Source organism: Cypionkella sp., assembly GCF_036782355.1.
Classification (GTDB): Bacteria; Pseudomonadota; Alphaproteobacteria; order Rhodobacterales; family Rhodobacteraceae; genus Cypionkella.
This window is the reverse complement of record NZ_DAIPZF010000003.1, coordinates 54,605-79,669: the sequence shown is the minus strand read 5'-3', so window position 1 is coordinate 79,669 and position 25,065 is coordinate 54,605. Positions and strand designations below refer to the sequence as shown.

Genomic DNA, 25,065 nt, shown 5'->3' with positions numbered 1-25,065 from the left:
AACCCGAGCCTTAGAAAAGCGACCAGTTTTGGATATTCAACGGTTTTTAGCCCGAAACAGCCCGGATGGCCTGTTCTTGCGGTTTGTGCGCGGGCGGGTGCGCAGCTTTTGGATGCGTCAAACCATGACGCTGATTGGCTCGGCGACGCTGGCGCTGTTGGTGTCAGGCCAAATCGGCGCCATCACCGCCGTTATCGCGCTGGCGGGCGAAAGCTTTGAAACGCTTGTGCTAAAAGCGGTTGCCACACGCTATGTGCAGGGCCCCATTCCGCAGCGCATCCGCTGGCTGGTGGCACTTACGGGCGGGGTGCAGGGGCTAACGCTGGCGGCCTGCGTTGCGATTTGTTGGAACGCGGTGCCAGAAGCCTCGGGCCGCTTTTTTGCACTGTGTTTTCTGATGTCGGCGGCGCTTAACACCGGTTTGGTTCTCAGTTATTTCAAATTGGGCTCCTTTGTTCGACTGGCCATCTATGCGGGCACAGGTCTGCTCCTGCTGATCAGTGAGGGGTTAGAGCGCAGCACGCAGGGGCTGCGAGATGAGCTGTTTTTTGTGATCACGGCGGCAATTCTGTCCTATGCGACCACGCTTTTCATTCAATCAACCGAAAGACGTCAGGCCGAACGCAGCCGCTTTGAGTTGGCCATTCTTGAGAAAAACCAAGCCCTGCAAGAGGCGCATCTGCGCGAAAAAGAGCAGGCAAAAATCGCCGAGCGGCTGGCGATGGTTGCAAAATATGCCAATGATTCCGTCATCTTCACTGCGCCAGATGGGCGTATCGAATGGGTGAATGACGCTTTCACCCGTATAACCGGCTTTCGCTTTGACGAGGCGGTTGGCCATCTGCCAAGCGAGATTTTGTACACTGAGGGCACCAGCCCAGAAGCGCTTGCCGAACTAGACCGCGGCCACCGCGAGGCGGTTCCGGTTCGGGTTGAATTGCAAAACAAAACCCGCGACGGCCGCCTGATCTGGATGGAGGTTTCGCTTAGCCCCGTACCCGGAGGCAGCGGCACGCCAGAGGTTTTCATCACGGTTGAACGCGATATCACCGAGGCCAAGGCGCAAGCGATCGTATTGGCGCAGGCGCGGCTTGCAGCCGAGGCTGCGGCGCTGGCGAAATCACAGTTTCTGGCCGCCATCAGCCATGAAATCCGCACCCCGATGAATGGGGTCATTGGCATGGCAGACCTTTTGGCCGAGACTGACATGACCGAACAGCAACGCCACTATGTCACCACGTTAATCGATTCGGGTCATGCCTTATTAGAGATTATCAACGATGTGCTGGACTTGTCGAAATTGCAGGCGGGCAAGCTTGATCTGCTTTGTGAACCGTTTTCGGTCAATGCTTGTGTCGCGGGGGTGGTGGATCTGCTGCAACCAACCGCCAGCAAAAAGGGGCTAACCCTTTCGGCCAAGCTTGCGCCTAATCTGCGCCAATCGCTAGGAGATGCCGGGCGACTGCGACAAATTTTACTAAATTTGCTTGGAAATGCCCTGAAATTTACCGCAACGGGTGGGGTTCATCTGCGAGTCGAGTCTCGCCAAAACGGAGATCTGGACCAGATCGCCCTCGAGGTTGCAGATACCGGTATCGGGATTCCAGCCGAAAGATTACAGCAGATTTTTGAAAGCTTTACCCAAGCCGAAATCTCGATCACCAAACGCTTTGGCGGCACGGGTCTGGGTCTGACAATCTCGCGGATTCTGGCCAATCAGATGGGTGGTGATATCACGGTGACCTCGACTCTGGGCCAAGGATCGGTGTTCACCTTGACGCTGAATTTGCCGCGCGCAGATCGGCCTATGTCGCGTCAGGTGCTGGCCCAACAGGCGCCGCCGCAAACCACGCTGCATGTCTTGGTGGCCGAGGACAATCACACCAATATGCTGATCACCCGCAAACTTCTGGAACGCAGCGTCAGCACGATTACCGAGGCGGTCAATGGGAAGCTGGCGGTTGCGGCCTATCGGGATTCGCCACCAGATCTGGTGTTGATGGACATCTCGATGCCCGAAATGACGGGGGATATCGCCACCCGCGCCATCCGCGCCTATGAGACAGAAGCTGATTTGCCGCGCTGTCCGATCGTCGCGCTGACCGCCTATGCCGCCGCCGAGGAGGCGCGGCTGTGCCTTGAGGCTGGCATGGACGGCGTTATGACCAAACCCTTTGCGCGCGCCGACCTTTACAGCCTGCTTCAGCAAACTCAGCAACGTCGAGATGGTTTTGACCTTTACCCTTAGAATGCCGTAGAGAGGCTGCAAAGGGAGCATCAAAATGGTCGACATCGCAACGCGCGTCTGGAACCACAAGTGGAAGATCGACCCGATCGTCCGCTCTCTGATCGACACGGATTTCTATAAGCTGTTGATGTGTCAGTCTATTTTTCGCAACAAACCAGACACCAACGTCACCTTTAGCCTGATCAATCGCACCAAGACGATCCGTCTGGCCGAGCTGATTGACGAAGGCGAATTGCGCGAACAATTGGATCATGTGCGGTCGCTGCGGCTGACACGCGGCGAAAGCACATGGCTGCGCGGCAATATGTTTTACGGCAAACGGCAGATGTTCCGCTCGGATTTCATGCAGTGGTTCGAAAACATGCGCCTGCCCGACTATCATCTGGAAAAGCGCGATGGCCAATACGAGCTGACCTTCGAGGGCGCATGGCACGAGGTCATGCTGTGGGAAATTCCTGCGTTGGCGGTGCTGATGGAAATGCGCGGCCGCGCGGTCTTGGAACAGCAGGGCCGCTTCGAGTTGCAGGTGCTTTACGCCCGCGCGATGACGCGGTTGTGGGAAAAGGTGACGCAGTTGCGCGCCATCGATGGGCTGCGGATCGCCGATTTCGGCACCCGGCGGCGGCATTCGTTTCTGTGGCAAGATTGGGCGGTGCAGGCGATGCAAGAGGGGCTGGAGGATAAGTTCATCGGCACCTCGAACTGCCTGATCGCGATGCGGCGCGAGCTGGAGGCGATTGGCACCAATGCGCATGAATTGCCAATGGTTTACAGTGCCTTGGCAGAGTCTGACGCCGATTTGGCCCAAGCCCCCTATCAGGTGCTGGCCGATTGGCAGGACGAACACGACGGCAATCTGCGCATCATCCTGCCCGATACCTATGGCACCGCAGGCTTTTTGCAGCGCGCGCCCGATTGGCTGGCCGCTTGGACCGGCATTCGGGTTGACAGCGGCGACCCTGCAACCTGCGCCGAAGCAGCCATCCGCTGGTGGCAAGACCGCGGCGAAGACCCACGCGAAAAGCTGGTGATTTTCTCGGATGGGCTGGACGTTGACAAGATCAGCGAGCTGCACCGCCAATTTGCGGGCCGGGTGAAGGCGTCTTTTGGCTGGGGCACCATGCTGACCAATGATTTCGGCGGGTTGACCGATGGCAGCTCGCTGGCACCCTTTAGCCTTGTGTGCAAAGCGGTTTCGGCCAATGGGCGGCCCACCGTCAAACTGTCTGACAATCCGAATAAGGCGATGGGCCCCGCCGATGAAATCGCGCGCTACAAGCGGGTTTTTGGCGTCGGCGAACAGGCCGCACAGGCGGTAAAGGTTTAGCCAAGCAGCCTGCGCGCCAGCATCTCGGCGCGGGCAAGGTGGCTTTTGTGCACCGGATCGTCGGGCGGCAACCTTGGCGCCGCCCAACCGACCGAGGCGCAGACCCGCGCCAAAGTGAACAGATCGGCCAGCTGCGGCGTGATCGCAAGGTCTGCATAGCCCTCGATCAAGGCGGCGCGGATCTCGGGATAGGCGGGCTCGTAAAGGTTCTGACTAAGCACCGTGCCCAGATCATAGGGGCGCAGACCAAAACCGGAATCGTCAAAGTCGATCAGCGAAAGCGAACTGCCGTTCACTAAAACATTTTCGCGCAGCACATCAGCATGAATCAGGCCGCTATTCCCCGTTGCCGCGTAGCTTTGCAGACCGCCCAGCAAAAAAACGCGCGCCTCTTGCAGCAGTGCGGTTTGACGCGGGCTTGCCAAAGGATGCTCCCAAAACCGGCCCCAGAACGGCGTCTCGCCCACCAGACCCGCCACATCCCAAGCAGGGCGCTGGAAATCGGGCGGCAGCAGCAGGCTATCGGTGACGCGATGCACCCGCCCCAACAGCTGGCCCAGATCGTGATGCCGCTGCAAAATACTGGCCAAGGGCAGATCAAAGCCCTGCCCCGCCTCACCCAGCGCCTCACCCTCGACCCAAGTGATCACCGAGGCATGCCGCCCATTCGACAAGCGCTGCAAAAACTGGCCATCAAATGCGGGCAGCGCTGCCGGAACCGCAACACCCTGCGCCGCCATCTGGGCGCACCACCACAGCTCGGACGCAATCGCAGCGGGGTCTTGATAGCCCATCCGGTGCAGACGCAAGGCCGCCCGCCCCGCAGGAATCGCAATTTCAAACACCGCATTTTCGCGATTGCGCAACAGACGCAGCGGCTGGCCTTGCCACAGCGCAGCGGCTTCGCTGGCAAGAGCTGTCAGGGTCATTCTTCGTCCAAAGGTTTGCCGCGCAGGGCTTTGGTGGTGCCGCGCTGCGATTTTGCGGCCATACGGCGTAACTGGCTGCCATAGGTGGGCTTGGTGGCAATGCGGCGTTTGGGGGCGATCAGCGCGGTGCGGATCAGCTCGACCAGCCGCTCGCGGGCGATTTCGCGGTTGCGCAACTGGCTGCGGGTCTCGTCCACTTGCAGCACAATCGCGCCTTCCAGCGTCCAGCGCCGGCCCGCAAGTTTCTTCAGCCGCGCCTTCACCGAGGCCGCCAAACTGGGGCAACGCTCGGCCTCAAAGCGCAATTCAACGGCCGTCGAGACCTTATTGACATTCTGCCCCCCCGGCCCAGAGGCGCGCATGAAGCTTTCCGAAAGCTCCCAATCTTGAAGGGCGATGGTGTCATTGATCCGCAGCATGGCGGCAGGGTAGCGGCAGCTGCGGAAAAGAGAAAGGGTTGCCAGCAAGTGCGGCAACCCTTTCCGAGATCTTAGGAGATGGGCCAGTTAGGTATCAAAGCCCAATCATTGGTGGTTTCGCTAGAAGGCTGCTTCTAGAAAACGCCCCCCATGACTGTCCCGACACCGCTCTCCACTATCACTCTAGACACTGGGTCACCTCCTTTCAAAATGTTGCCGATAAGAGGATGGTGACACAGATTTTGTGTATGTCAAAAGCTTTTACGCTACCCGTGCCGCATATTTCGAGACAATTGCACGGAAAGGCATCAGCGCGATGATATCAACAGCAACTTTGACACCCCAATCGGCAAACCCCAGCGAAACCCACAGCGGCACCGCAGGGCCAAAGCCCAGCAAAGGCACGCTTTCGATCGCCCAAGAGATATCATTGCCTGGCTCGATCCAGACCAATGTCGCCGAAAACGCGATGCTGAAAAACAACAGCGTGTCGACGCTGGAGCCAAGGAAAGACCCCAAAAACGGCGCGCGCCACCAAGCAGAGCGGCGCAGGCGGTCAAACACACTGACGTCCAGCAGTTGCGCCACAAGGAAAGCCACGCCCGAACCAATCGCGACGCGCAGCGTCACCAAGGGCCCGTATTCGCCGATGATTTGCGTGCCGATCAGCGAACAGATCAGGCCAACCACAAAGCCCGCATAGACCACCCGCCGCGCAGCTTGCACGCCGTGAAAGCGGTTGACGAGTTCCGAGACCAGAAAGGCAAAGGGATAGGTAAAGGCACCCCAGGTCAGCCATTGGCCGATTGGATATTGCACAAGGATGTTAGAGACCACCACAACGATGGCCATGGCGATAACGCCGGGCAGAAGTTTGTTCATGTTCATTCCGTTTTTTACAAGGTCGCGGAGACTTGGATGCCCCATGTCGGGACGCGGCGGCTTAGACCCTGCGCTGCGGGCTGTCAATCGGGCAGGCGATACTCGATCAATTGCGTGCGCAAAAAGAAGGCAAAGTTATCATCTGACACCATGCTCGCCCGCAAATGGCCCTGCGCATCCCGCCAGATCGACAGGCCTTCAAGGTTGTCATAAAGCCCCGTCGGGGTCTCTAGCAGCGTGGTTTCCTCGGTCATCGCATCTGGCGTCACGGTAAATCGGCGCAGGCGGCTGGCAAAACCGGCAAGGCCGCGAAAATCACGCTCCAGCAGATAATAGCGGCCATCAGGGCCAAAATCTGCGCCCACAGGCAGAAAGCCACCGTCGCGCCGCACCGACAAAGTGCTGTCCCAGCTGCCAGCTTGAAACCGATAGACCGGAAAGGGGATGTCTGCGTTTCCACTCCGCTCAGGCAGGGTGTAAAGCGCACCATCCAGCCCAATCGCCAGCGCTTCAAGCGAAGAGTTGATCTGCAGCTTGGCAAACTCGGGGGCGCGGGGCAGGTTTTTGGCGGGGCCGTCAAGGCGGGCGTAATGCGCAACCCGCGCGCCCCCCTCGAACGAGACAAACATCGACCCATCCGCTGCAAGCGCCAAACCTTCGCTATCGGTCTGAAGCGGTTTCAGCGGCCGGCCATCCTCGCCTTGCAGCAGTTGCACGGGGGCGGTGGTTATGCTGACAATCCGGCCCTCGGCATCGCGCAGGATCTTGCCTTGGGTAAAGCCGCCGCGATCTGACAGCGCGACATAGCTTGCGCCATCCTCGGACAGTTCCAGCCCAGAAAACCCACCAAAGCGCGGATCATCGGCCCGCCAGTCAAAAGCCCCCACAAACCCAAGCGGCGGCAAGGGGCTGGCGCTGCCTTGCAGGCCCGCCAAAAACACCAGCCCAAGGCCTAACGCGAGGATAGAACGGCGGCGCATTGGGCAGGCAGGTCGGCCAAGGTGTAATCGCGCGCGCCTTTTTTGCGGGGCACAGGTTTGGCCGAAGGCTTCGGCTTGGGCGGGTTCAGATAGGCCTCCGACACCCACCATTGCAGGGTTTCATCGCAGCCATTGCCGCCCTTGGACAATTGCGACACCGTCGGCGTTTGGGTCTGGCATTGGCTTGCGCCCGCAGGGCATTTCAGCCGCACATGAAAATGCGTGTCATGGCCATAAATCGGCCTGATCTTTTGCAGCCAGCTTTTATCGGCCGGCTTTGCGGTCTTGCACATCGCAATCTTCACGGCTGCCGCGACAAAAATCCGCTCGATCCGCGGATCAGAGGCGGCGGCCTGCAACAAGGCCGCGTGCTGCGGCGTCCAGTTTTTCGTGACACTGCGCTGATCGGCCGAGCGTACGGGGATCGAGCTGATCTTTTCCCGCTCGGCCCGCGACAGCGTCAGGCTTGTGGGCGGCAGCATCCAGATATCGGCATCCAGCCCGATCTGATGGCTGGCATGACCCGAGGTCATCGGCCCGCCGCGCGGCTGGCCCATATCGCCGATATAAAGCCCCTTCCAGCCGATCTGGGTGGCCTTGACCGAAAGATCCTCCAGATATTGCACCAAAACTGGCTGACCATAATTGCGATTGCGCGACAGCCGCATCGCCTGCCATGTCGGCCCGGATTCGGGCAGTTCGACATTACCCGCGGCACAGCCCTTGGCATAGGTGCCAATCGGTGCAGCCTCTTGCTGGCTGGGGGCTTTCGTCGCACCAAAAAGCTTATTGGCCAGCTGCTCTGCAACACCCGGCACAGGCGCAAACAGCGCCGCAATCATAACTATTCTGGCTATCATGCCCGTTCACCCTTTGGATTGACCCAGAGTAACAGAATAAGTCCAATCAGAAACAAGAAGATCACCGGCGAGATGCCAATGCGCGCCGACCCGCTGGCTTGCGAGACAACCGCGATCAAAAACGGCGACATAAAGCTGGCGACCTTGCCCGAGAGCGCGAACAGACCAAAGGCCTCGGTCGCGCGGTCTGGCGTGGTGTGGCGCAGCAACATGGTGCGCGAGGCCGCCTGCAACGGCCCGCCCGCCGCCCCAATCAACCCGCCGCAGATGTAAAAGATGATATCCGGCGTCGCCGAGGCTGGATCAAGCGCAATGCCCCACAGGCTTTCGCGGGTCATGCCCACGATGATGATGCAGACAAACATCAGCACCACAATCGCCCAGCCGATCACAAAGCGCGGACCAAAGCGGTTGTCGAGCTTGCCGCCGATAAACGAAGCAACCATTGCCGTGATGCCGCCCAAAATCCCGAAGACCCCAATCTGGGTGATCGACCAATTCAGCACATTCGAGGCATAGACCCCGCCAAACCCATAAAGCGCGTTCAGCGCGTCGCGGTAAAACAGCGACGACGTCAGATAGGCGGCAAGGCTTTTGCGAAAGCGTAGGCCAGCGATTAACTCTTTCAAACTGCCCAAGGCCTTGCCGATATGCAGCCGCGTCGCGGGCATCTTTGGTTCTTTCACCCAAAGGAAAAACGGGATCATGAAAACCACATACCACAGCGCCGTCAGCGGCCCGACAAAGCGGGTGCCCTCGCGGGCTTCGGCGTCAAAGCCAAATAGCGGGTCAATCCCCAGCAAGGTTTTGCCGGTGGCCGCATTTTCGGCAAACAGCAACAGCATCAAGATCAGCGCCAGCAGACCGCCCAAATAACCAAAGGCGAATCCGGTGCCAGAGACCGCGCCAATCTCGTCATGGTCGGTCAGACTTGGCATCAGGGCATTGGTGAAGATCGTGGTGAACTCCATGCCGATAAAACCCAGACCAAACAGCGCCACGCCCCAAGCCAAGGTGCTGGCTTCGCCGCCGGGCACCACCCACCACAGGCCCGCCGCACCAACCACATAGAACATCGAGAAAATCCAGATCCAGATCATCCGCCGGCCGGTGCCATCGGCAACCGCCCCCAAAATTGGCGCCAAAACCGCGATCAAAATCGACGCGATGGTCAGCCCATAGCCCCAATAGGCTTGGGCAGCGGCCTTTGCGGCTTCTTCCGCCATGCCGGTGCCCATGTAATAGCTGCGCGCCACCTCGGCGAAATAGGGGCCGAAGATAAAGGTCAAAAGCAGAGTGCTATAGGGCTGGCTGGCCCAATCGAAAAACCACCAACCCCAAATGCGTTGCCGAGCCGTTGCCATTGCCTACCCCTTCGATTGCTTGCTGCGGATCAAGCCTGAAAACGCGCGCTGGCGCAAGCGCGGCCTAGCGCTGCGGTGGCCAAGGCCGCTTGGCCTCTGCCGCGATCCAATCGCTGATCCACTCGGGCAAGGGTGGGCTGGGCTGACTTTGGCCAAGGGCTGCCAAAACCTCGGCAGGCGGCACCATTCCGGCCTTCGAGATAAAAGCATTGCGCAACAGCATATGGGTTGTGCATTCGTCCCCCCGCCAAAAGCTTTGCTCAAGATAGACAAATCTTGTGTCCCAACCAACCACGCGGCTGACTTGGGTCAGACGCTGAAACGCCGTCACCCGTTTGCGATAGCGAGTCGAATTGCCCGCAACCGTCAGCCCCCAGCCGCGCGCGCGGGCCACGCTGTCAAACCCCATCCGCTTGGCCATGGGAATCCGGCCCAGATCAAACAGCGTCAGGGTGCGGCCGTTGTTCAGCTCGAACCAAACGTCCAGATCCCAAGGCCAAACCCGATGCGTGCTGATATGCGGCTGCAAAATGCTCAAAGCGGCTGACTTGCGGAATTTCCACAGCTCTTTAGCCATGCGAAAAATCGGATACATCGCAAATCCCCTGTGCTTTGGCCCCATCCCTGCCCGCAGACCCCCCGCAGGTCAAGTAAAACGCGACGGAAAGCATTGCCCTTTCGGGGGGCTGGCGTTACCTCTGGCACCATCTGTAGTGGTTGGAGCCTTTCGATGCCCTTAATCTTCACGCTAATTTGGAATGCCTTGCTGATCGCGCAATGGATCGTTCTGGCGCAGGCCTTAATGAGCTGGCTGATCAATTTTCAGGTGCTGAACATTCGTCAGCCGCTGGTCTATAAGCTCTGGTCGTTCTTGGGCCGGATTCTGGAACCCGTCTATGCGCCAATCCGCCGGATGCTGCCCTCGATGTCAGGGGTGGATTTTTCGCCGCTGGTGGTGCTGATCGGCATCATGGTGCTAAAGCAACTGCTGCTGCGCAATCAGATGGCCTTCTACTAAACCGCTGCCGCCCCCCAGTGCCTGACGGCGAATAGAGTAAGAATGCCTGAACCCACCGCATTGCTGCAAACTGTCTTTGGCTTTTCCGGGTTTCGGCAAGGTCAGGAAGAGATTGTCGATGCGGTGATGGCCGGGCGCAACACGCTGGCAATCATGCCAACGGGTGGCGGAAAATCGCTGTGTTTTCAACTGCCAGCCCTGTGCCGCGACGGGGTGACGGTGGTGATCTCGCCCTTAATTGCGCTGATGCGTGATCAAGTGCGCGCGCTGCGCGAAGCGGGCGTCGAGGCCGGTGCGCTGACCTCGGGCAATACCGAAGAAGAAACCGAAGAGGTCTTCGCCAAGCTGGATGCGGGCGCGCTTAAGCTGTTGTATATGGCGCCAGAACGGCTGGCCTCGGCGCAAACCGTGCCGATGCTGCGGCGGATCAACTGCACCATGATCGCGGTCGACGAGGCGCATTGCGTCAGCCAATGGGGCCATGATTTCCGGCCAGATTATCTGCGCATCGGCGCGCTGCGGCGCAGCTTGGGCGTGCCCTTGGCCGCTTTTACCGCCACAGCAGATGAAGAAACCCGCGCCGAAATCGTCACCCGCCTGTTCGACGGCGAGGCCCCCGCGACCTTTCTGCGCGGCTTTGATCGCCCCAATATCCACCTTGCCTTTGCCGTCAAAGATGGCCCGCGCGAGCAGATCTTGCGCTTTGCAGGCGCGCGGCGGGGGCAATCGGGCATCGTCTATTGCGGCACGCGGGCGAAAACCGAAACGCTGGCGCAGGCCCTGCGCGCCGAAGCGCATGCCGCCTGCTTTTATCACGGCGGCATGGATGCCGAAGACCGCCGCCGCGTCGAAATCCGCTTTCAGCAAGAAGACGGGCTGATCGTTGTGGCCACCGTGGCCTTTGGCATGGGCATCGACAAACCCGATATTCGCTGGGTCGCGCATGCCGATCTGCCCAAGTCGATCGAGGGCTATTATCAGGAAATTGGCCGCGCGGGCCGCGATGGCGCTGCGGCCGAGACCCTGACGCTTTACGGCCCCGACGACATTCGTCTGCGCCGCACCCAGATCGACGAAGGCCTTGCGCCCCCCGAACGCAAAGATGCCGATCACGGTCGGCTGAACGCGCTTTTGGGTCTGGCCGAGGCGGTAGCCTGCCGGCGTCAGGTGCTGCTGGGGTATTTTGGCGAGGCATCCGAGCCTTGCGGCAATTGCGATCTGTGCGACCGCCCTGCGGCCCTGTTTGACGCTACCGATGCGGTGCGCAAGGCGCTTTCGGCGATGTTGCGCACTGGCGAATATTTCGGCGCGGGCCATTTGATTGATATTCTGACCGGCAACAGCACTGCCAAAGTCCGCGAAAAGGGCCATGACAGCCTGCCCACCTTTGCAATAGGGCGCGAGCTGTCAAAACCGGCTTGGGGTGCGGTGTTTCGCCAGATGATGGGCCGCGATCTGGTGCGGCCCGACCCCGACCGCTTTGGCGCGCTGCGGATGACCGAGGCCGCGCGGCCGATCCTGCGCGGCGAGGCGGCGATCACTCTGCGCAGCGATACCGTCGAAAAAGCCACCCCGCGCGTCGCCATCAAAATGATGGTCGCCGAAGAGGATATGAGCCTGCTTTCGGCGCTGAAAGCCAAGCGCCGCGCCTTGGCCGAGGCCGCAGGCGTGCCCGCCTATGTAATTTTCGCCGACCGCACCCTGATCGAGATGGCCGAAAAGCGGCCCGCCTCGTTGGATCAGATGATGGGCATCACCGGGGTTGGCGCGAAAAAGCTGGAAAGCTATGGTCGCGGCTTTTTGGAAGTGATCACCGGCGCCAGCGCGGGGGCGATGCATCCGGCGCGCAAACGGCTGGTTGGCCGCGATGCCGGGCAGGTGTTTGACCGGCTGTCGCAAGAACAGCTGCGGCTGCAACGCGGCGAAGATGGCACCGGAAAACCGCTGTCGCTAAGCCAAGGCGCGTTGCGCAAAATCGCCGAAGGCCGCCCCTCGACCCTGTCCGATCTGGACCGGATCGGCGATCTTGGCCCGCAAAAAATCGAACGCTTTGGCGAGGCCTTCTTGGCCGTTCTGCGCGAGGCCTAGACCTTTGCGCCCCGCCCGCTATTTATCCTGAAAAGGAGCCGCCATGCTGACCGTGATTTCGCCCGCCAAACGCCTGAATGAGACCGCCCAAAGCAGCCCTTTGGCCGCGACCCAGCCCGATTTTACCGCCGAGGCTGCCAATCTGGCGCAGATCGCGCGTGGGCTTTCGGCCGCGGATCTGGGCAAGTTGATGCATATCTCCGAGAAACTGGCGCAGCTTAACCATGACCGGTTTCAGAGCTTTGACCCAAAGGCGGCTGGTCAACCTGCGGCATTTTTGTTCGACGGCGACACCTATGCCGGGCTAGAGGCCCGCAGCCTAGAGCCTGACGCTCTGCGCTGGGCGCAGCGGCATTTGCGGATTTTATCCGGGCTTTACGGGCTGTTACGCCCAATGGATGCGATCCTGCCCTATCGGTTGGAAATGGGCAGCCGGTTGGAAAACCCCAAAGGCCGCGATCTTTACGCCTTTTGGGGCAGCAAAATCGCCGATGCGCTGAATGATCTTGCGGCCGAAGTTGGCGCGCAGGCCTTGGTCAATTGCGCCTCGACCGAGTATTTCGGCGCGGTCGATGTCAAAGCGCTGCGCCTGCCAATCATCACGCCGGTGTTTTTGGAAGAGCGTGGCGGCGAGGCAAAGATCGTCAGCTTTTGGGCGAAAAAGGCGCGCGGGGCGATGGCGCGCTATATCAGCCTGCACCATCTGACAGACCCCGCCGATCTGCGCAGTTTTGATCTGGGCGGCTATCAGTTTCAGGCCGCGCAATCTGATGCGCTGCGGCTGGTGTTCAGCCGCAGCGCAGTCGAGACAGAAGCCGCTTAGGCCGCGTTTTCTTCGGCCGCCGGCATTGGCGCGCGGGCAAGGGGCGGGCAAAACTCTGACAAAGTGGCCGCGATAGCGCCTTTACGCAGCGGCTTGGTCATATAGCGATCAATCCCCGCTGCAAGAATATCGGCCGAATCACCATCCATCGCATGCGCGGTCAGGGCAACAATCGGCACATGGGTTTTGCCCGCCTCAAGCGCACGAATGGCCAAGCTGGCTTCGCGGCCATCCATCTGAGGCATTGAAATATCCATGAAGATCATATCCGGCTGAAAGCTTTGAAACAATGCCACGGCCTCGACGCCATTATTGGCAAAGACCAGATCGATATCCGCATCACGCACCATTTTCTGAAACACCAGCTGATTGGTGCGGTTATCCTCAGCGGCCAGCACCCGCATTTGCCGCAGCTCGGTCGGCGCTGACACCTCGGGCAGGACAACGGCTTCGGCCACTTCAGCCAGCGGCATCGTGATATTTTGCAACTGACGGTAAAGATCAGCGCGCAGGATCGGCTTTTGCAACAGGGCCGCAAAGGTCTCGGAAGCGCGCAGATCTTGCGCATTTTTTGGGCTAGAGGACAGTAGAATGATAGGCGAATCGATGCCAGCCTCGCGAATGCGTTGGGTCAGCACAAGCCCATCCATCTCGGGCATTTCGTGATCGGTGATGATGACGTCAAAGCTTTCTTTCTTTAGCGCCGCCAAAGCCTCGGCACCGCTGCGACAAAGGGTTACGGAAATGCCACAAGGCACCAGCTGGCGTTCCAAAATCGTGCGATTGATGAATTGATCGTCCACCGCCAGCACCTTTTTAACCGCAATGGTTCCGCGTAGCATCTCGGGCTCTTCGGCGATGGGCAATGAAAGCCGAAAGCCAAAGCAAGAGCCCTTGCCAAGCTCGCTATCAACCCAGATTTCGCCCTTCATCCGCTCGATTAGGCGTTTGGTGATGGCGAGGCCAAGCCCAGTGCCCTCAAATTTGCGGTTGGTGGCGGTTTCAACTTGGTTAAACTCGCCAAAAATATCGGCCAAATTTTCGGCAGCGATGCCAACGCCGGTATCTTCGACCGTGACATGCAGCTCGTGATGGCCGGTCTCGCCCTCTAGACCGACGACGCGAATCAGCACATGGCCTTTTTCCGTAAACTTGACCGCATTTCCGATCAGATTGGTCAAAATCTGCCGCACGCGCCCTGGGTCGCCGACATAGCGCGTGGGCAGGAACATGTCGAAATCAATCATCAGATCCAGCCCCTTTTCGCGGGCGCGCGGCTGAAGCAACATGCTGATTTCGTGAATTGTGCGTTCCAGATCAAAGGGTTCTGGATGCAGCGTCAGCCGTTCCGCCTCGATCTTCGAGAAATCGAGGATGTCATTGATGATCACCAGCAAAGCCTCACCCGAAGACCGGATGGTTTCAGCAAAAAGGCGCTGCTCTTCAGAGAGCGAGGTGTCGCAAAGCAGCTCCGCCATGCCAACAACGCCATTCATCGGCGTGCGGATCTCGTGGCTCATATTCGCCAAAAACGCCGATTTCGCACGGCTTGCCGCCTCAGCCGCGACGCGGGCGGCTTCAAGCGCAGCCTGCTGTTCCTTAAGCGGCGTGATGTCGATGCGCAGGCCGACGCGGCCACCATCGGGCGTGGCCTTGTCCTGCGCGCGCACCCAAGTTCCGTCAGCCAGCTGCTGTTCGATCACTGTGCCGGGGTTGCCGCGCTGCGCCATGCGTTCGGAAAGCCAATCATCCTCGCGGCCAATGGCTTCGGCATATTGGCCGCATTGCAAGCCATAGCGCAGAATTTCTTCAAAGGTGGTGCCCGGCACCATGGCAGGCGCCGAGTCTGCATAGATATCGCGATAGTTTTGGTTGCAGATCACAAGACGATCCTCCCTGTCAAATAGTACAAAGCCGTCTGGAATAGCCTCTATGGCTGCCAGAATTCGCATTTCTTCAGTGATATTGATGGCCAGGCTGACCATGTCGCCGTCGCCCGCGCGTTTGTCGATCAGGCGGATCCAAGTGCCCGGGCGGATTTGCAGCACCATCGGTTCGATCAAGTCGCTGTCCCAGCGTGCCAACATATCGGTGATCCACAGATCCGCAGGGACACCGCCAAGATCAATCTGGCGGTTGCGGGCAATGAGGCCAAGCAGATCAGGATAGGGCAAACCAAGCGTGATCGCAGGATCATCAAACAGCGCCAGATAGGCGGAATTTGCGGCAACAAGCTTTTGGTTGGCATCAAACACCGCGAAGCCATCTGAAATGGTGTCGATGCTATCCCAAAGCCGACGTTCTGCCATAACCGCCACCGTATGCGCGCGGTCCAGATCGGCGACAAAACGGGTTTCCTGCCCCTTTAACCGCTCTGCCTCGCCCAGCGCGGTTGCAACAACTTGGCGCTGTTCAACAATCTGGTCAGAGAGCGCGCGGGCATGCAGGCCAAGCTTTTCATTGGCGATGAAAAGCTCTCGGCTTTTGTGCTTTAGCAGCCGCTCTGCCGCCAGCCGCGCCCGCCGTTCTTTTGCCAACCGTTCTGCAAATTCCATCGGTTTTACGATCATCACTTTCTGTGTGCGGGTCTGGGTCACAGCCCTTTATTGCCCACAGTTTCGCGCAACAAAATGAATGGCCAATTAACGCCACAGAATTCTTCGCGGCCCAATCGCTAAGCTTGCTGCCAAGGCCGATACCGTGCCAGTCTGTGCAAGTATTTTGGAGGGTTTCGATATGCGTGCTGGTCTTGCATACCTTTTCATTGGAATGAGTCTTTCGACCGCCTTTCTGATGCCCCAACCCATAGCGGCCGAGACTCTGGTTCCCGAAACGCGTTTTCTGATCAGGCAAGACACCGATCTTCCGGGTGGCGATATCGCCTCGATTTTCGACACAACTCTCGACGCCTGCCAACGCGCCTGTGCCAGCAATACCGCCTGTGAGGCCTTTACCTTTAACCAGCGCAACGGCTCGTGCTTTGCCAAGGCCAATGCAGGCGCGCCAGTTGGTTTTGCCAATGCGATCTCGGGCTATCGCTTTGCCACCGATCCAGAGATTTTGACCAGAGCCGAGGCTCTGCGCGCCGATTTAAGCTTTGTGCAGGATTGGGAGATGCCCCAGATTACATTACAGGCCAAGGCCATGGCCAATGCCTTTCCGGTGAATGACCTAAGCGCCGAAGATCTGGCCAGCAGCAGCGACTACGCCACTTTGGTCAGCTTGACCGATAGCGCCGAGGCTTGGGCCGATTATGCCGAAGACCTGCGGCAGCGCGCTATTGCTGCGCAAGACGATGCGCTGATCTATTACACCCAAGCCTATTATGCTGGCGTAAATGCCTATCTACGCGGGGATAGCCCTGCGCTGCGCCATTCGATCTTGGTCGGCATGGCCGCGGCTTTAGAAGGTCTGGATCGAGGCCGTCTGGCTGTGCCTGCACTTCAATTGGCGCAAAGCTTACAGGCCCGCGATGACACCGCAGCGGCTCTTGATCGGGTCATCGGGCTTTACGGCTTTCGGATGCTTGAGACTCAAGTGCAATCCGACAGCGCGAGGCCACGGATTTGTGTCACCCTATCCGAGCCTTTGGCAAAATCGGGCGTCGATTATACCAATTTTGTGCAGCTCTCCGATCAAAGCCTGACGGTCAGCAGCGACGGCGACCAGCAGCTTTGTATCGAGGGCGTGCAGTTTGGCTCGCGCAACAGCTTTACTCTGCGCGCGGGCCTGCCTGCCGCTGATGGCCAAACGCTGGCGAAATCGGTCGAGGTGACGGCCTATGTCCGCGACCGCAAACCCAGTGTGCGCTTTGCTGGGCGGGGCTATGTGCTGCCACGCGGGCAAGATCAGGCGATTCCGGTGGAAACCGTGAACACAGAAAAGCTGGACCTCACCCTGTTCAAGATTTCAGATCGCAACATGCTGCGCGCGCTGCAAGACAGCTATTTCGGCGCGCCGATGAACCTCTATCGGGAACAGGATTTCAGCGACAGAATCGGCGCAGAAATCTGGCATGGGGCGGGCTTGGTGCGGCAAGAGGTGAACGTCGATGTCACCACCCGCCTGCCGCTTGGCCAGGCACTTAATGGTCAACCCGCCGGAATATATGCCCTGCGCGCAGCGGTGCCAGGGGTAGACCCCTATGATGTGCCCGCAAGCTGGCAGTGGTTTGTGATCTCGGATCTGGGGCTGACCAGTTTGTCGGGCACCGACGGGCTGCATGTCTTTGTGCGCAGCCTTGGCACTGCAGCGGCAAAGCCGGGCGTCTCGGTTCAGCTTTTGTCGGCCGCGAACGAGGTGCTTGGCGCGGCGGTGACCGACGATCAGGGCTATGCGCGTTTTGAGGCAGCGCTTGCGCTGGGCACGGGGGGCCACGCGCCTGCGCTGATTGTGGCAACGGCAGGCAGTGATGATATCGCGTTTTTGTCGCTGACCGATCCCGAATTTGATCTGTCAGATCGCGGCGTTGCGGGGCGCGAGGCTGCGCCGCCGGTTGATGTGTTTCTGACCACAGATCGCGGCGCTTACCGCGCCGGCGAGACGATCTACGCCACAGCCCTGACCCGCGACAGCAGTGCCAAGGCGATTGTCGGTCTGCCGCTGACCGCGATTTTGCGCCGGCCAGATGGCGTTGAATACAGCCGCGCGCAGATGGCAGATGCGGGCGCGGGCGGTCATATCTTTGCGCTGCCCGTCGCAGGCTCTGCCCCGCGTGGGCTGTGGAGCTTGGCGGTTTTCGCCGACCTAGAGGCTCCGGCGTTGCAATCCAAAACCGTGCTGGTGGAAGATTTTCTGCCCGAACGCATTGATTTCAGCCAGAGCCTGCCTGATGCCGCGATTCGTCTGGGCGATGCCCCGGAAATGACGGTTGCTGCCAAATATCTGTTTGGGGCGGCGGGTGCTGATCTGGCGATTGAGGGCGAGGTTTTGCTGCGCGCCGCCAAGGGCTTGGAGGCTTGGCCGCGCTATGTTTTTGGCCGCGAGGATACGCCGTTCAGCCCGGTACAAGACAGCTTTGGCGGCATCAAGACCGATGCCAGAGGCCAAGCCCTGATCGCCCTGCCGCTGCCGCAAATAGACGACCCCGCCCGCCCACTTGAATTGCGCGTCACCACCCGCATCGCCGAAGGCTCGGGCCGTCCGGTTGAACGCAGCCTGACGCGCCTGCTTGCGCCCTCGTCTGACATGATCGGGATCAAGCCCTTGTTCGACGGTGTGGTGGCCGAGGCAAGCGCGGCGCGCTTTGATCTGATTGCGATAGGTGCCGATCTGGCGCCGGTGCCGATGCAGGTCACTTGGACCCTGACGCGGATCGAGACCAATTATCAATGGTATCAGTCTGGCGGCAGTTGGAACTGGGAACCCGTCACCAGCCGCAAACGCGTGGCCGAAGGCATGGCCGATCTGGGCGACACCGCCACCTCGATTGCGGCGGCGGTAGACTGGGGCCAATACGAGCTGGTGGTTTCTGCGCCAAATGGCCCGTCAAGTTCGACCCGGTTTTATGCCGGATGGTATGCCCCCGCCGATACCTCCGATTCGCCGGATGTGTTAGAGATGTCGCTGGACAAGCCCGCCTATGCCTCGGGCGAAACTGCGATGCTGCGGCTGGTGCCAAAGGCTGAAGGCACGGCGCTGATCACCGTGCTGTCAAACCGGTTGGTGGCGATGCAGACGGTGGCGGTGGCGGCGGGCGAAAACCTGATCCCACTGCCGGTAAGCGCCGATTGGGGCGCGGGGGCCTATGTCACGGTGCAGGCGCTGCGGCCGATGGATGTGGCGGCGGCGCGCAACCCTGCGCGTGCGCTGGGCCTGACCTATGCCAGCATTGATCCGGGGCCGCGTGCGCTGAAAACCACGATTGAAACCGCGCCCGAGGCTGATCCACGCGGCTCGCTTGACGTCGCGGTCAAGGTTCAGGGCATTGCGGCAGGCGAAACGGCTTTTGTCACCATTGCGGCGGTCGATCAGGGCATCTTGAACCTGACAGCCTATACCCCGCCCGATCCGCAGGGGCATTACTTTGGCCAGCGCAAACTGGGCGTTGGCATCCGCGATCTCTATGGGCGGCTGATCGACGGGATGTCGGGCGCGATGGGAGAAACCCGCTCGGGCGGCGATGCGGCGGCACAAGCGCGGCTGCAAGCCCCGCCGCCGACCGAGGATTTGGTCGCCAATTTCACCGGGCCGATTGCGGTGGGGGCGGATGGCTACGCGCGTGCCAGTTTTGCGCTGCCTTCGTTTAACGGCACGGTCAAAGTCATGGTGGTGGCTTGGTCGAACTCTGCCATCGGGCAGGCCAATGCCGATGTGCTGGTGCGCGATCCGGTGGTTCTCACCGCCAGCCTGCCACGGTTCTTGCAGCCCGGCGATCAAAGCCGGATGCTGTTGGAAATCATTCATGCCAGCGGGCCTGCGGGCGAAGTTGGGCTAAGCGTGACCTCAAACGGTTTAACTCTGGGCGCTGTGCCTGACCGCTTTGATCTGGCGCAGAACGGCAAGGCGGTGTTCAGGGTGCCGCTGACAACGCGCGATCTGGGCGATCAGACGATCGAGGTCGTCTTGACCACCCCTGATGGCAAGCTGTTGCGCAAAACCCTAACAGTGCCCGTGCGCAACAATGATCCGGCCGTCGCAAGGGTGTCGCGCTTTGCGCTGCAACAGGGGCAAAGTCTGACACTGGATGCCAGTATATTTGCAGGGCTGACCCCCGAAACGGCCACGGCGACGGTGGTCACTGGGCCTTTGGCGCGGCTGAATGCGGCGGGGCTGTTGGCAGCGCTTGACCGCTATCCTTACGGCTGCACCGAGCAGATCACCTCAAAGGCGCTGCCGCTGTTGTATTTCAACGATCTGGCCCAGGCGTTGCAGCTGCAAGGGGCCGAGGATCTGACGCAGCGCATTCAAGGCGCGATTGCCGATGTGCTGACAAACCAGGCCTCGAACGGCGCCTTTGGGCTTTGGGGTCCGGTCGAGGACGGCGGCGATATGTGGCTGGATTCCTATGTCACCGATTTCCTCAGCCGCGCCAAAGCCATGGGCTACGCCGTGCCGGATCAGGCCTTTCGCTCTGCCTTGGACAATCTGCGCAATCAGGTCAACTATGCTGCCGATTTCGACAAGGGCGGCGAGGGGCTTGCCTATGCGCTGCTGGTGCTGGCGCGCGAAGGCGCGGCAGCTGTGGGCGATCTGCGCTATTACGCAGATGTAAAGGGGGCGGCCTTTGCCACCCCGATGGCTATGGCGCAACTGGGGGCGGCGCTGGCAAGCTATGGCGACCAACCGCGCGCCGATGCGATGTTCCGCCGGGCGGGGCTTGCCTTGCAAACCATGGCCGGACCGGAAACCGAGCAGATCTTTCGAGCCGATTATGGAACAGGGTTCCGCGACGCAGCAGCAGTCTTGACGCTGGCCACCGAGGCCGGATCAAAAGCCGTTGACAGGTCTGCCCTCACAGACCGGATTGTCACAAACCTGCGGCTGTCAACACAGGAGGCTGTCTGGAGCTTGCTGGCCGCACATGCCCTGTTGCAAGGGTCAGAAGCAGGTCAAGGTAAAACAGGTGCGACTGTCACAGATCGCATTATGCGGCGTTTAACACCAAGCGACGGTCCTCTGATCCTGCAAAACGATGGTAAAGACACAAATGTGACTTTGACAACAATGGGTGTGCCAAATGAACCTGTGGTTGCGGGGGGCACCGGTTATGCCATTAGCCGCAGCTATTACAGCCTAGACGGCGTTCCGCTTAGCCTCGAGGCGCTGCGGGTTGGTGAGCGTTTTACCACTGTCCTAACCATTACGCCCTTTGGTCGCGGCGAGGCGCGGTTGATGATCAACGACCCACTGCCCGCCGGTTTTGAAATTGATAACCCCACTCTTTTATCCAGCGCCAGCGAGGCCATGGCGGCCTTTGGCTTGGAAAGCGACGTCACGCAAACCCAGTTTCGGCAAGATCGGTTTTTGGCGGCGATTGACCGCAGCTCGAATCAGCCGTTCAAACTGGGCTATGTCTTGCGCGCAATCTCGCCGGGGGTGTTCCACCTGCCTGCCGCCACGGTCGAAGATATGTATCGCCCCGATCTGACCGGCCGCAGTGATGCGGGCAGCGTCACAATCGCCGAGTGATGCGCGGTGCGGCGGTCTTTGTGCTGGCGGCGGGCCTGTTTCTGGCAGGCCTTGGCCGTGATTTGGCCGATCAGTGGATCGACACCACCGATCTGCCCAGCCTAAGCCTGCAAAGCTCTGTCGAGGTGGTGGACCGGCGCGGCGCCTTGCTGCGGGTCTATACCGTTGCAGATGGCAGATGGCGCTTGGGGCTGCGGCTGGCGGATGTCGATCCGGCTTTTGTCGCCGCACTGCTGTCTTACGAGGACAAGCGGTTTTATCAGCACAGCGGCGTGGATACGCGCGCGATGCTGCGCGCGCTGGCGCAGGCGGTTTGGCAGGGGCATGTCAACTCGGGCGGATCAACGATCACCATGCAGGTGGCGCGGCTGTTGGAAGCCAGCGGCACCGGGCATTGGGCGGGCAAACTGCGGCAAATCCGGCTGGCGCTGGCGCTAGAGCGGCGCTTGTCGAAGGCTGAAATCCTGACGCTTTATCTAAAGCTGGCACCCTATGGCGGCAACCTAGAGGGGCTGCGCGCCGCGACGCTGGCCTATTTTGGCAAAGAGCCGCTGCGCCTGACGCCTGCGCAAATCGCGCTCTTGGTCGCCATTCCGCAATCGCCCGAGGCCCGCCGGCCAGACCGCGCAGTGGCGGCGGCCTCTGATGCGCGCGACCGCGTTCTGGCGCGGGCGCGGCGCGATGGGCTGATTGACAACGACCAGTTGCGCGCCGCCCGCAGCGAGGTGGTGCCCGCCGCCCGCCGCAGCTTTCCCGCCCTTGCCCCGCATATGGCCGACCGCGTTCTGGCCGAAACCCCCAGCCCGTCACGCCATCAGCTTACCTTGGACAAAACTTTGCAGATCAAGCTGGAACAGCTTGCCCGCGAGGTGGTCGCAGCCCAAGGCGCGCGGCTGCAAGTGGCGCTGGTGGTGGCCGATCATGCCTCGGGCGAGATTTTGGCCTCGGTTGGATCGGCGGCGTTTCAGGCCGACCAACGCGCGGGTTTTGTCGATATGACCCGCGCCATCCGCAGCCCCGGATCGACGCTAAAGCCGCTGATTTATGGCATGGCCTTTGACGAAGGCCTCGCACATCCCGAAACCCTGATCGAGGATCAGCCCAGCGATTTCAACGGCTATCGCCCGCAGAACTTTGACCGCCATTATCGCGGCACCATCCGCATCCGCGAGGCCTTGCAGCAATCGCTGAACATCCCCGTGGTGGCGCTGACCGAAGCGATGGGGCCTGCAAAACTGCTGGCGCGGCTGGATCAGGCGGGGGTGCCCTATGCGCTGCCCAATGGCACGGCGGGGCTGGCGATTGCCTTGGGCGGCATTGGTTTGCGGTTGGAAGATATGGTGCAGCTTTATGCGATGATCGCGCGCGGCGGGGTCAGCCTGCCGCTGATCCACAAGGCGCAGGCGCAAAATCCGCAGGGCCAGCGGGTGCTGTCAGAGGCTGCTGCGTGGCAGATTGGCGATATCCTTGCGGGCTTGGCCCCGCCGCCCGGCGCGCCTGCCAACCGCTTGGCCTATAAGACCGGCACCTCTTACGGGCACCGCGATGCCTGGGCGATTGGCTACGACGGGCGGCATGTGATCGGGGTCTGGATGGGGCGACCCGATGGCACGCCGGTGCCGGGCGCCTTTGGCGCGGATCTGGCAGCGCCCGTGCTGTTTCAAGCCTTTGCGCGGCTGAAGCCTACCCTGACACCGCAACCCCCCGCCCCGCCCGCGACGCTGCTGGTCTCGACGCTGGATCTGCCGCAGCCGCTGCGGCATTTCCGCAGTCGCAGTGCCGCTTTTGACGCGCCTGCCGATACGCCTGCCGTGGCATTTCCGCCCGATGGCGCCGAGGTCGAACTGCTGCCCGATGGGGTCTTGGCGCGGGTTTCAGGAGGCACCCCGCCCTTTACCTGGCTGGCCAATGGCGCGCCAGTGGTGGTGGCCGAACGGGGGCGCGCGGTGATGCTGGGCGATCTGGGGCGCGGCTTTGTCACCCTATCGGTGATTGATGCCGAGGGGCGGTCGGCGCGCAGCCAAGTTCGGTTGCGCTAGACAGGCCCTACCGGCAAAGGATCAAAGCGATGCCAGAAAGTCATGCACCTCGGCCAAATTGGGAATCGCGGCGACAGCGCCTTGGCGGGTGACTTGCAAGGCAGCTGCGGCCATAGCTGTGGCAAGCGCAGCCTCGACCCCGTCTGCTGCATCAAGCCGCGCAAGGAAATAGCCCAAAAAGGTATCACCAGCCCCCGTGGTATCAACCGCCTCGACAGGATGGGCCGGCGCCGAAAGCACCTGATCGCCCAAAATGTAATCGGCCCCTGCCGCGCCTTTGGTCACCAGAATCGCCAGATCCTTGGGCAAAGAGACGCCCTTGGGCAGCGAGGCCTGCAACTGCGCAAACTCGACCGCATTCACCGACAAAAGATCCAAGCTGTGCAGATGCGGAGTCACATCCTCGGGCCGGAAGGGCGCGGCAGAAAGAGCCAGCCGCAATCCACGGGCACGCGCTTGGGTCAGGGTGAAATCCAGCAGGTTTGTCTCGTTTTGCATCAAGAGCCAACCGCCAACGGGGGCGGCGTCCAGCGCTTGCAACACCGCCGCTTCGGGGATCTTTGCATTTGCGCCCGGATCCAGCACGATGACATTTTCCGCCGCATCATCCACCAAGATCAGCGCCGAGCCGGTCTCGGTATCTGCAAGCAACGCCAGACCCGAAGTATCAAGCCCCAAACTTGCCAGCGCCGCAAGCATACGCGCATCATCGGCTGCAACGCCGCCAATATGGCGCACATCACCACCAGCGCGCAGAATGGCAACCGATTGGTTCAGCCCCTTGCCCCCCAAACCAAGGCTGGCACTTGCCGCCGCAATCGTTTCACCCGGCGCGGGGAAATGCTTGACCCGATACACCCGATCCCAATTGATCGACCCAACATTTAAAATCGTCATAAAGGCCTCCTCGCGCTGCACAGCTGACCCTCACCGAACACCAGCGCGGCCAGAGGTTCAAGCCATCAAACCACGCTGTATTAACCATAAATTCGGAAACATTCCGCAATTTCGCCACGCTCTTGCCGTGTTTAATGCCGAAAACAGGGGGTCCGACCAAACTGGAGGGTCCTATGCCTGCTCATCCTTATCAGACCTTGACGCGCGGCTGTCTGGTGCTGGCTTTGGCCTTGGCTGCGGGGCAGTACCTGCAAAGCACGGCGCCTCAACCGCTGCCGGTCTCAAGTCAGCTGCATCTTCATCCGATCAAAATCGAAACAGTCACCGCACAGGCAGAGGTCGTGCCGAAACCGCCCGCAAAGATACAGCGCGATTGCGTCACCAGTCTTGATCTTGCCGCATTGGAAAACGCGATGATTGCGGTGACGCTTGTGGCCAGCTGCCATCCGAACGAAAGGGTTGTGCTAAAGCATGCGGGGCTTGCGATCACGGCTAAGACCACAGTGACAGGCGCAATCTTTACCGATCTCCCTGGGCTGATGCCGCAAGCCACTGTCGAAGTGCTGTTCAAAGACGGCAGCCGACTGCACAGCAGCCTTGAGCTGCCCGAGGCTGTGAACCTCCGTCGTTTTGCTGTGCAATGGGGGGGCGAGGATGAGTTTCAACTGCACGGGCTAGAGCATAACGCCGATTTCGACGCGGCTGGCGATATCAGCCGTACAAATCCAAACACCCCCGCAGCGGGCGCAGCCGCAAAGGCAGGTTTTTTGGTAGACCTAGGCGACAGCAGCACCGATTTCCCATTGCTGGCACAGGTTTACACCTATCCACCGGACCCTGCCTCCCAGTCTGCGATTGTGGTTGAAGCGGCCGTGACCAAGACCAGCTGCGGCCGTGAAATGCTGGGCGAGACGCTGTTCAGCCTGCAAGGTCAGGTCGTCAAAGCCGATTTGACCGTCGCCATGCCAAGTTGTGATGCGATTGGCGACTATCTTTTGCTGAATGATCTTGTTCCCGAGATGAAAATCGCCTCTTCTGAGTAGGTGTATTAAGCGGTCGAT

General features: G+C 60.3%; 17 protein-coding genes. 8 read left to right on the top strand and 9 right to left on the bottom strand.

The features are described from left to right. The first annotated feature begins 85 nt into the window (after nt 1-85). The gene (locus V7Q10_RS02200) at nt 86-2,248 is read left to right on the top strand and encodes an ATP-binding protein (protein ID WP_333867442.1); all 2,163 of its coding nucleotides are present in this window, start codon (nt 86-88) and stop codon (nt 2,246-2,248) included. Nucleotides 2,249-2,282: 34 nt separating this feature from the next. After that, complete coding sequence (gene pncB, locus V7Q10_RS02195) at nt 2,283-3,575, top strand: nicotinate phosphoribosyltransferase (protein WP_333867395.1); 1,293 nt, start codon at nt 2,283-2,285, stop codon at nt 3,573-3,575. On the opposite strand, the gene V7Q10_RS02190 is transcribed toward pncB, so the two are convergent. The 7 genes from V7Q10_RS02190 to V7Q10_RS02160 all read right to left on the bottom strand — a co-directional run bounded on the left by V7Q10_RS02190 (nt 3,572) and on the right by V7Q10_RS02160 (nt 9,604). Then, nucleotides 3,572-4,504, bottom strand: a complete 933-nt coding sequence (locus V7Q10_RS02190) for a phosphotransferase enzyme family protein (protein ID WP_333867394.1) — start codon at nt 4,502-4,504, stop codon at nt 3,572-3,574. The genes pncB and V7Q10_RS02190 overlap by 4 nt on opposite strands. Beyond that, complete coding sequence (gene arfB, locus V7Q10_RS02185) at nt 4,501-4,923, bottom strand: alternative ribosome rescue aminoacyl-tRNA hydrolase ArfB (protein WP_333867441.1); 423 nt, start codon at nt 4,921-4,923, stop codon at nt 4,501-4,503. Before arfB ends, V7Q10_RS02190 begins: the two co-directional genes overlap by 4 nt. 261 nt (nt 4,924-5,184) lie before the next feature. After that, on the bottom strand, nt 5,185-5,805 hold the full coding sequence (locus tag V7Q10_RS02180; protein ID WP_333867393.1) for a queuosine precursor transporter: 621 nt from the start codon (nt 5,803-5,805) through the stop codon (nt 5,185-5,187). Between the two features lie 83 nt (nt 5,806-5,888). Next, nucleotides 5,889-6,785, bottom strand: coding sequence for an esterase-like activity of phytase family protein (locus tag V7Q10_RS02175; RefSeq protein ID WP_333867392.1), 897 nt, complete (start codon nt 6,783-6,785; stop codon nt 5,889-5,891). Next, entirely contained in the window at nt 6,758-7,645 is an 888-nt protein-coding gene (gene mepA / locus V7Q10_RS02170; protein WP_333867391.1) for a penicillin-insensitive murein endopeptidase, read from the bottom strand. The genes V7Q10_RS02175 and mepA overlap by 28 nt, the downstream gene beginning before the upstream one ends. Continuing rightward, nucleotides 7,642-9,009: an MFS transporter gene (locus V7Q10_RS02165; RefSeq protein ID WP_333867390.1), complete on the bottom strand. Its 1,368-nt coding sequence runs from the start codon at nt 9,007-9,009 to the stop codon at nt 7,642-7,644. The genes mepA and V7Q10_RS02165 overlap by 4 nt, the downstream gene beginning before the upstream one ends. 64 nt (nt 9,010-9,073) lie before the next feature. Then, a complete protein-coding gene (locus tag V7Q10_RS02160; RefSeq protein ID WP_333867389.1) occupies nt 9,074-9,604 on the bottom strand; it encodes an acyl-CoA thioesterase in 531 nt (176 codons plus the stop codon). 135 nt (nt 9,605-9,739) lie between these two features. Between V7Q10_RS02160 and V7Q10_RS02155 the strand changes: the two genes are divergently transcribed. Genes V7Q10_RS02155 through yaaA form a run of 3 tightly spaced genes read left to right on the top strand, consistent with a single transcriptional unit; the run spans nt 9,740 to nt 12,938 of the window. Next, nucleotides 9,740-10,027 carry a YggT family protein gene (locus V7Q10_RS02155; RefSeq protein WP_333867388.1) on the top strand — a complete coding sequence of 96 codons (288 nt, stop codon included), beginning with the start codon at nt 9,740-9,742 and terminating at the stop codon, nt 10,025-10,027. A 42-nt stretch (nt 10,028-10,069) separates the two neighbouring features. Beyond that, entirely contained in the window at nt 10,070-12,115 is a 2,046-nt protein-coding gene (recQ, locus tag V7Q10_RS02150) for a DNA helicase RecQ (RefSeq protein ID WP_333867387.1), read from the top strand. Nucleotides 12,116-12,158: 43 nt separating this feature from the next. Then, nucleotides 12,159-12,938 carry a peroxide stress protein YaaA gene (yaaA, locus tag V7Q10_RS02145; protein WP_333867386.1) on the top strand — a complete coding sequence of 260 codons (780 nt, stop codon included), beginning with the start codon at nt 12,159-12,161 and terminating at the stop codon, nt 12,936-12,938. Here yaaA and V7Q10_RS02140 read toward each other — a convergent pair. Beyond that, nucleotides 12,935-15,493 carry a hybrid sensor histidine kinase/response regulator gene (locus V7Q10_RS02140; protein ID WP_333867440.1) on the bottom strand — a complete coding sequence of 853 codons (2,559 nt, stop codon included), beginning with the start codon at nt 15,491-15,493 and terminating at the stop codon, nt 12,935-12,937. The two genes, yaaA and V7Q10_RS02140, sit on opposite strands and share 4 nt — an antisense overlap. Nucleotides 15,494-15,731: 238 nt before the next feature. Between V7Q10_RS02140 and V7Q10_RS02135 the strand changes: the two genes are divergently transcribed. Both V7Q10_RS02135 and pbpC read left to right on the top strand, forming a co-directional pair. Beyond that, nucleotides 15,732-21,068: an alpha-2-macroglobulin family protein gene (locus V7Q10_RS02135; RefSeq protein WP_333867385.1), complete on the top strand. Its 5,337-nt coding sequence runs from the start codon at nt 15,732-15,734 to the stop codon at nt 21,066-21,068. Then, nucleotides 21,065-23,107: a penicillin-binding protein 1C gene (gene pbpC, locus V7Q10_RS02130; RefSeq protein ID WP_333867384.1), complete on the top strand. Its 2,043-nt coding sequence runs from the start codon at nt 21,065-21,067 to the stop codon at nt 23,105-23,107. Before V7Q10_RS02135 ends, pbpC begins: the two co-directional genes overlap by 4 nt. 21 nt (nt 23,108-23,128) lie before the next feature. Here the strand turns inward: pbpC and V7Q10_RS02125 are convergent, their stop codons facing one another. Beyond that, the gene (locus V7Q10_RS02125) at nt 23,129-24,004 is read right to left on the bottom strand and encodes a ribokinase (RefSeq protein WP_333867383.1); all 876 of its coding nucleotides are present in this window, start codon (nt 24,002-24,004) and stop codon (nt 23,129-23,131) included. A 173-nt stretch (nt 24,005-24,177) separates the two neighbouring features. On the opposite strand from V7Q10_RS02125, the gene V7Q10_RS02120 reads away from it, so the two are divergent. Next, nucleotides 24,178-25,047 (top strand): hypothetical protein, encoded by an 870-nt coding sequence (locus V7Q10_RS02120; RefSeq protein WP_333867382.1) that lies wholly within the window; start codon nt 24,178-24,180, stop codon nt 25,045-25,047. Nucleotides 25,048-25,065: the final 18 nt, after the last annotated feature.

Bases quoted from the DNA above. Each gene is read 5' to 3' on its own strand.
- pncB (WP_333867395.1), top strand. From the start codon at position 2,283: ATGGTCGACATCGCAACGCGCGTCTGGAACCACAAGTGGAAGATCGAC.
- V7Q10_RS02175 (WP_333867392.1), bottom strand. From the start codon at position 6,785: ATGCGCCGCCGTTCTATCCTCGCGTTAGGCCTTGGGCTGGTGTTTTTG.
- recQ (WP_333867387.1), top strand. From the start codon at position 10,070: ATGCCTGAACCCACCGCATTGCTGCAAACTGTCTTTGGCTTTTCCGGG.
- V7Q10_RS02180 (WP_333867393.1), bottom strand. From the start codon at position 5,805: ATGAACAAACTTCTGCCCGGCGTTATCGCCATGGCCATCGTTGTGGTG.
- yaaA (WP_333867386.1), top strand. From the start codon at position 12,159: ATGCTGACCGTGATTTCGCCCGCCAAACGCCTGAATGAGACCGCCCAA.
- V7Q10_RS02190 (WP_333867394.1), bottom strand. From the start codon at position 4,504: ATGACCCTGACAGCTCTTGCCAGCGAAGCCGCTGCGCTGTGGCAAGGC.
- V7Q10_RS02155 (WP_333867388.1), top strand. From the start codon at position 9,740: ATGCCCTTAATCTTCACGCTAATTTGGAATGCCTTGCTGATCGCGCAA.
- mepA (WP_333867391.1), bottom strand. From the start codon at position 7,645: ATGATAGCCAGAATAGTTATGATTGCGGCGCTGTTTGCGCCTGTGCCG.
- V7Q10_RS02135 (WP_333867385.1), top strand. From the start codon at position 15,732: ATGCCCCAACCCATAGCGGCCGAGACTCTGGTTCCCGAAACGCGTTTT.
- arfB (WP_333867441.1), bottom strand. From the start codon at position 4,923: ATGCTGCGGATCAATGACACCATCGCCCTTCAAGATTGGGAGCTTTCG.
- V7Q10_RS02160 (WP_333867389.1), bottom strand. From the start codon at position 9,604: ATGTATCCGATTTTTCGCATGGCTAAAGAGCTGTGGAAATTCCGCAAG.
- V7Q10_RS02125 (WP_333867383.1), bottom strand. From the start codon at position 24,004: ATGACGATTTTAAATGTTGGGTCGATCAATTGGGATCGGGTGTATCGG.
- V7Q10_RS02140 (WP_333867440.1), bottom strand. From the start codon at position 15,493: ATGGAATTTGCAGAACGGTTGGCAAAAGAACGGCGGGCGCGGCTGGCG.
- V7Q10_RS02165 (WP_333867390.1), bottom strand. From the start codon at position 9,009: ATGGCAACGGCTCGGCAACGCATTTGGGGTTGGTGGTTTTTCGATTGG.
- V7Q10_RS02120 (WP_333867382.1), top strand. From the start codon at position 24,178: ATGCCTGCTCATCCTTATCAGACCTTGACGCGCGGCTGTCTGGTGCTG.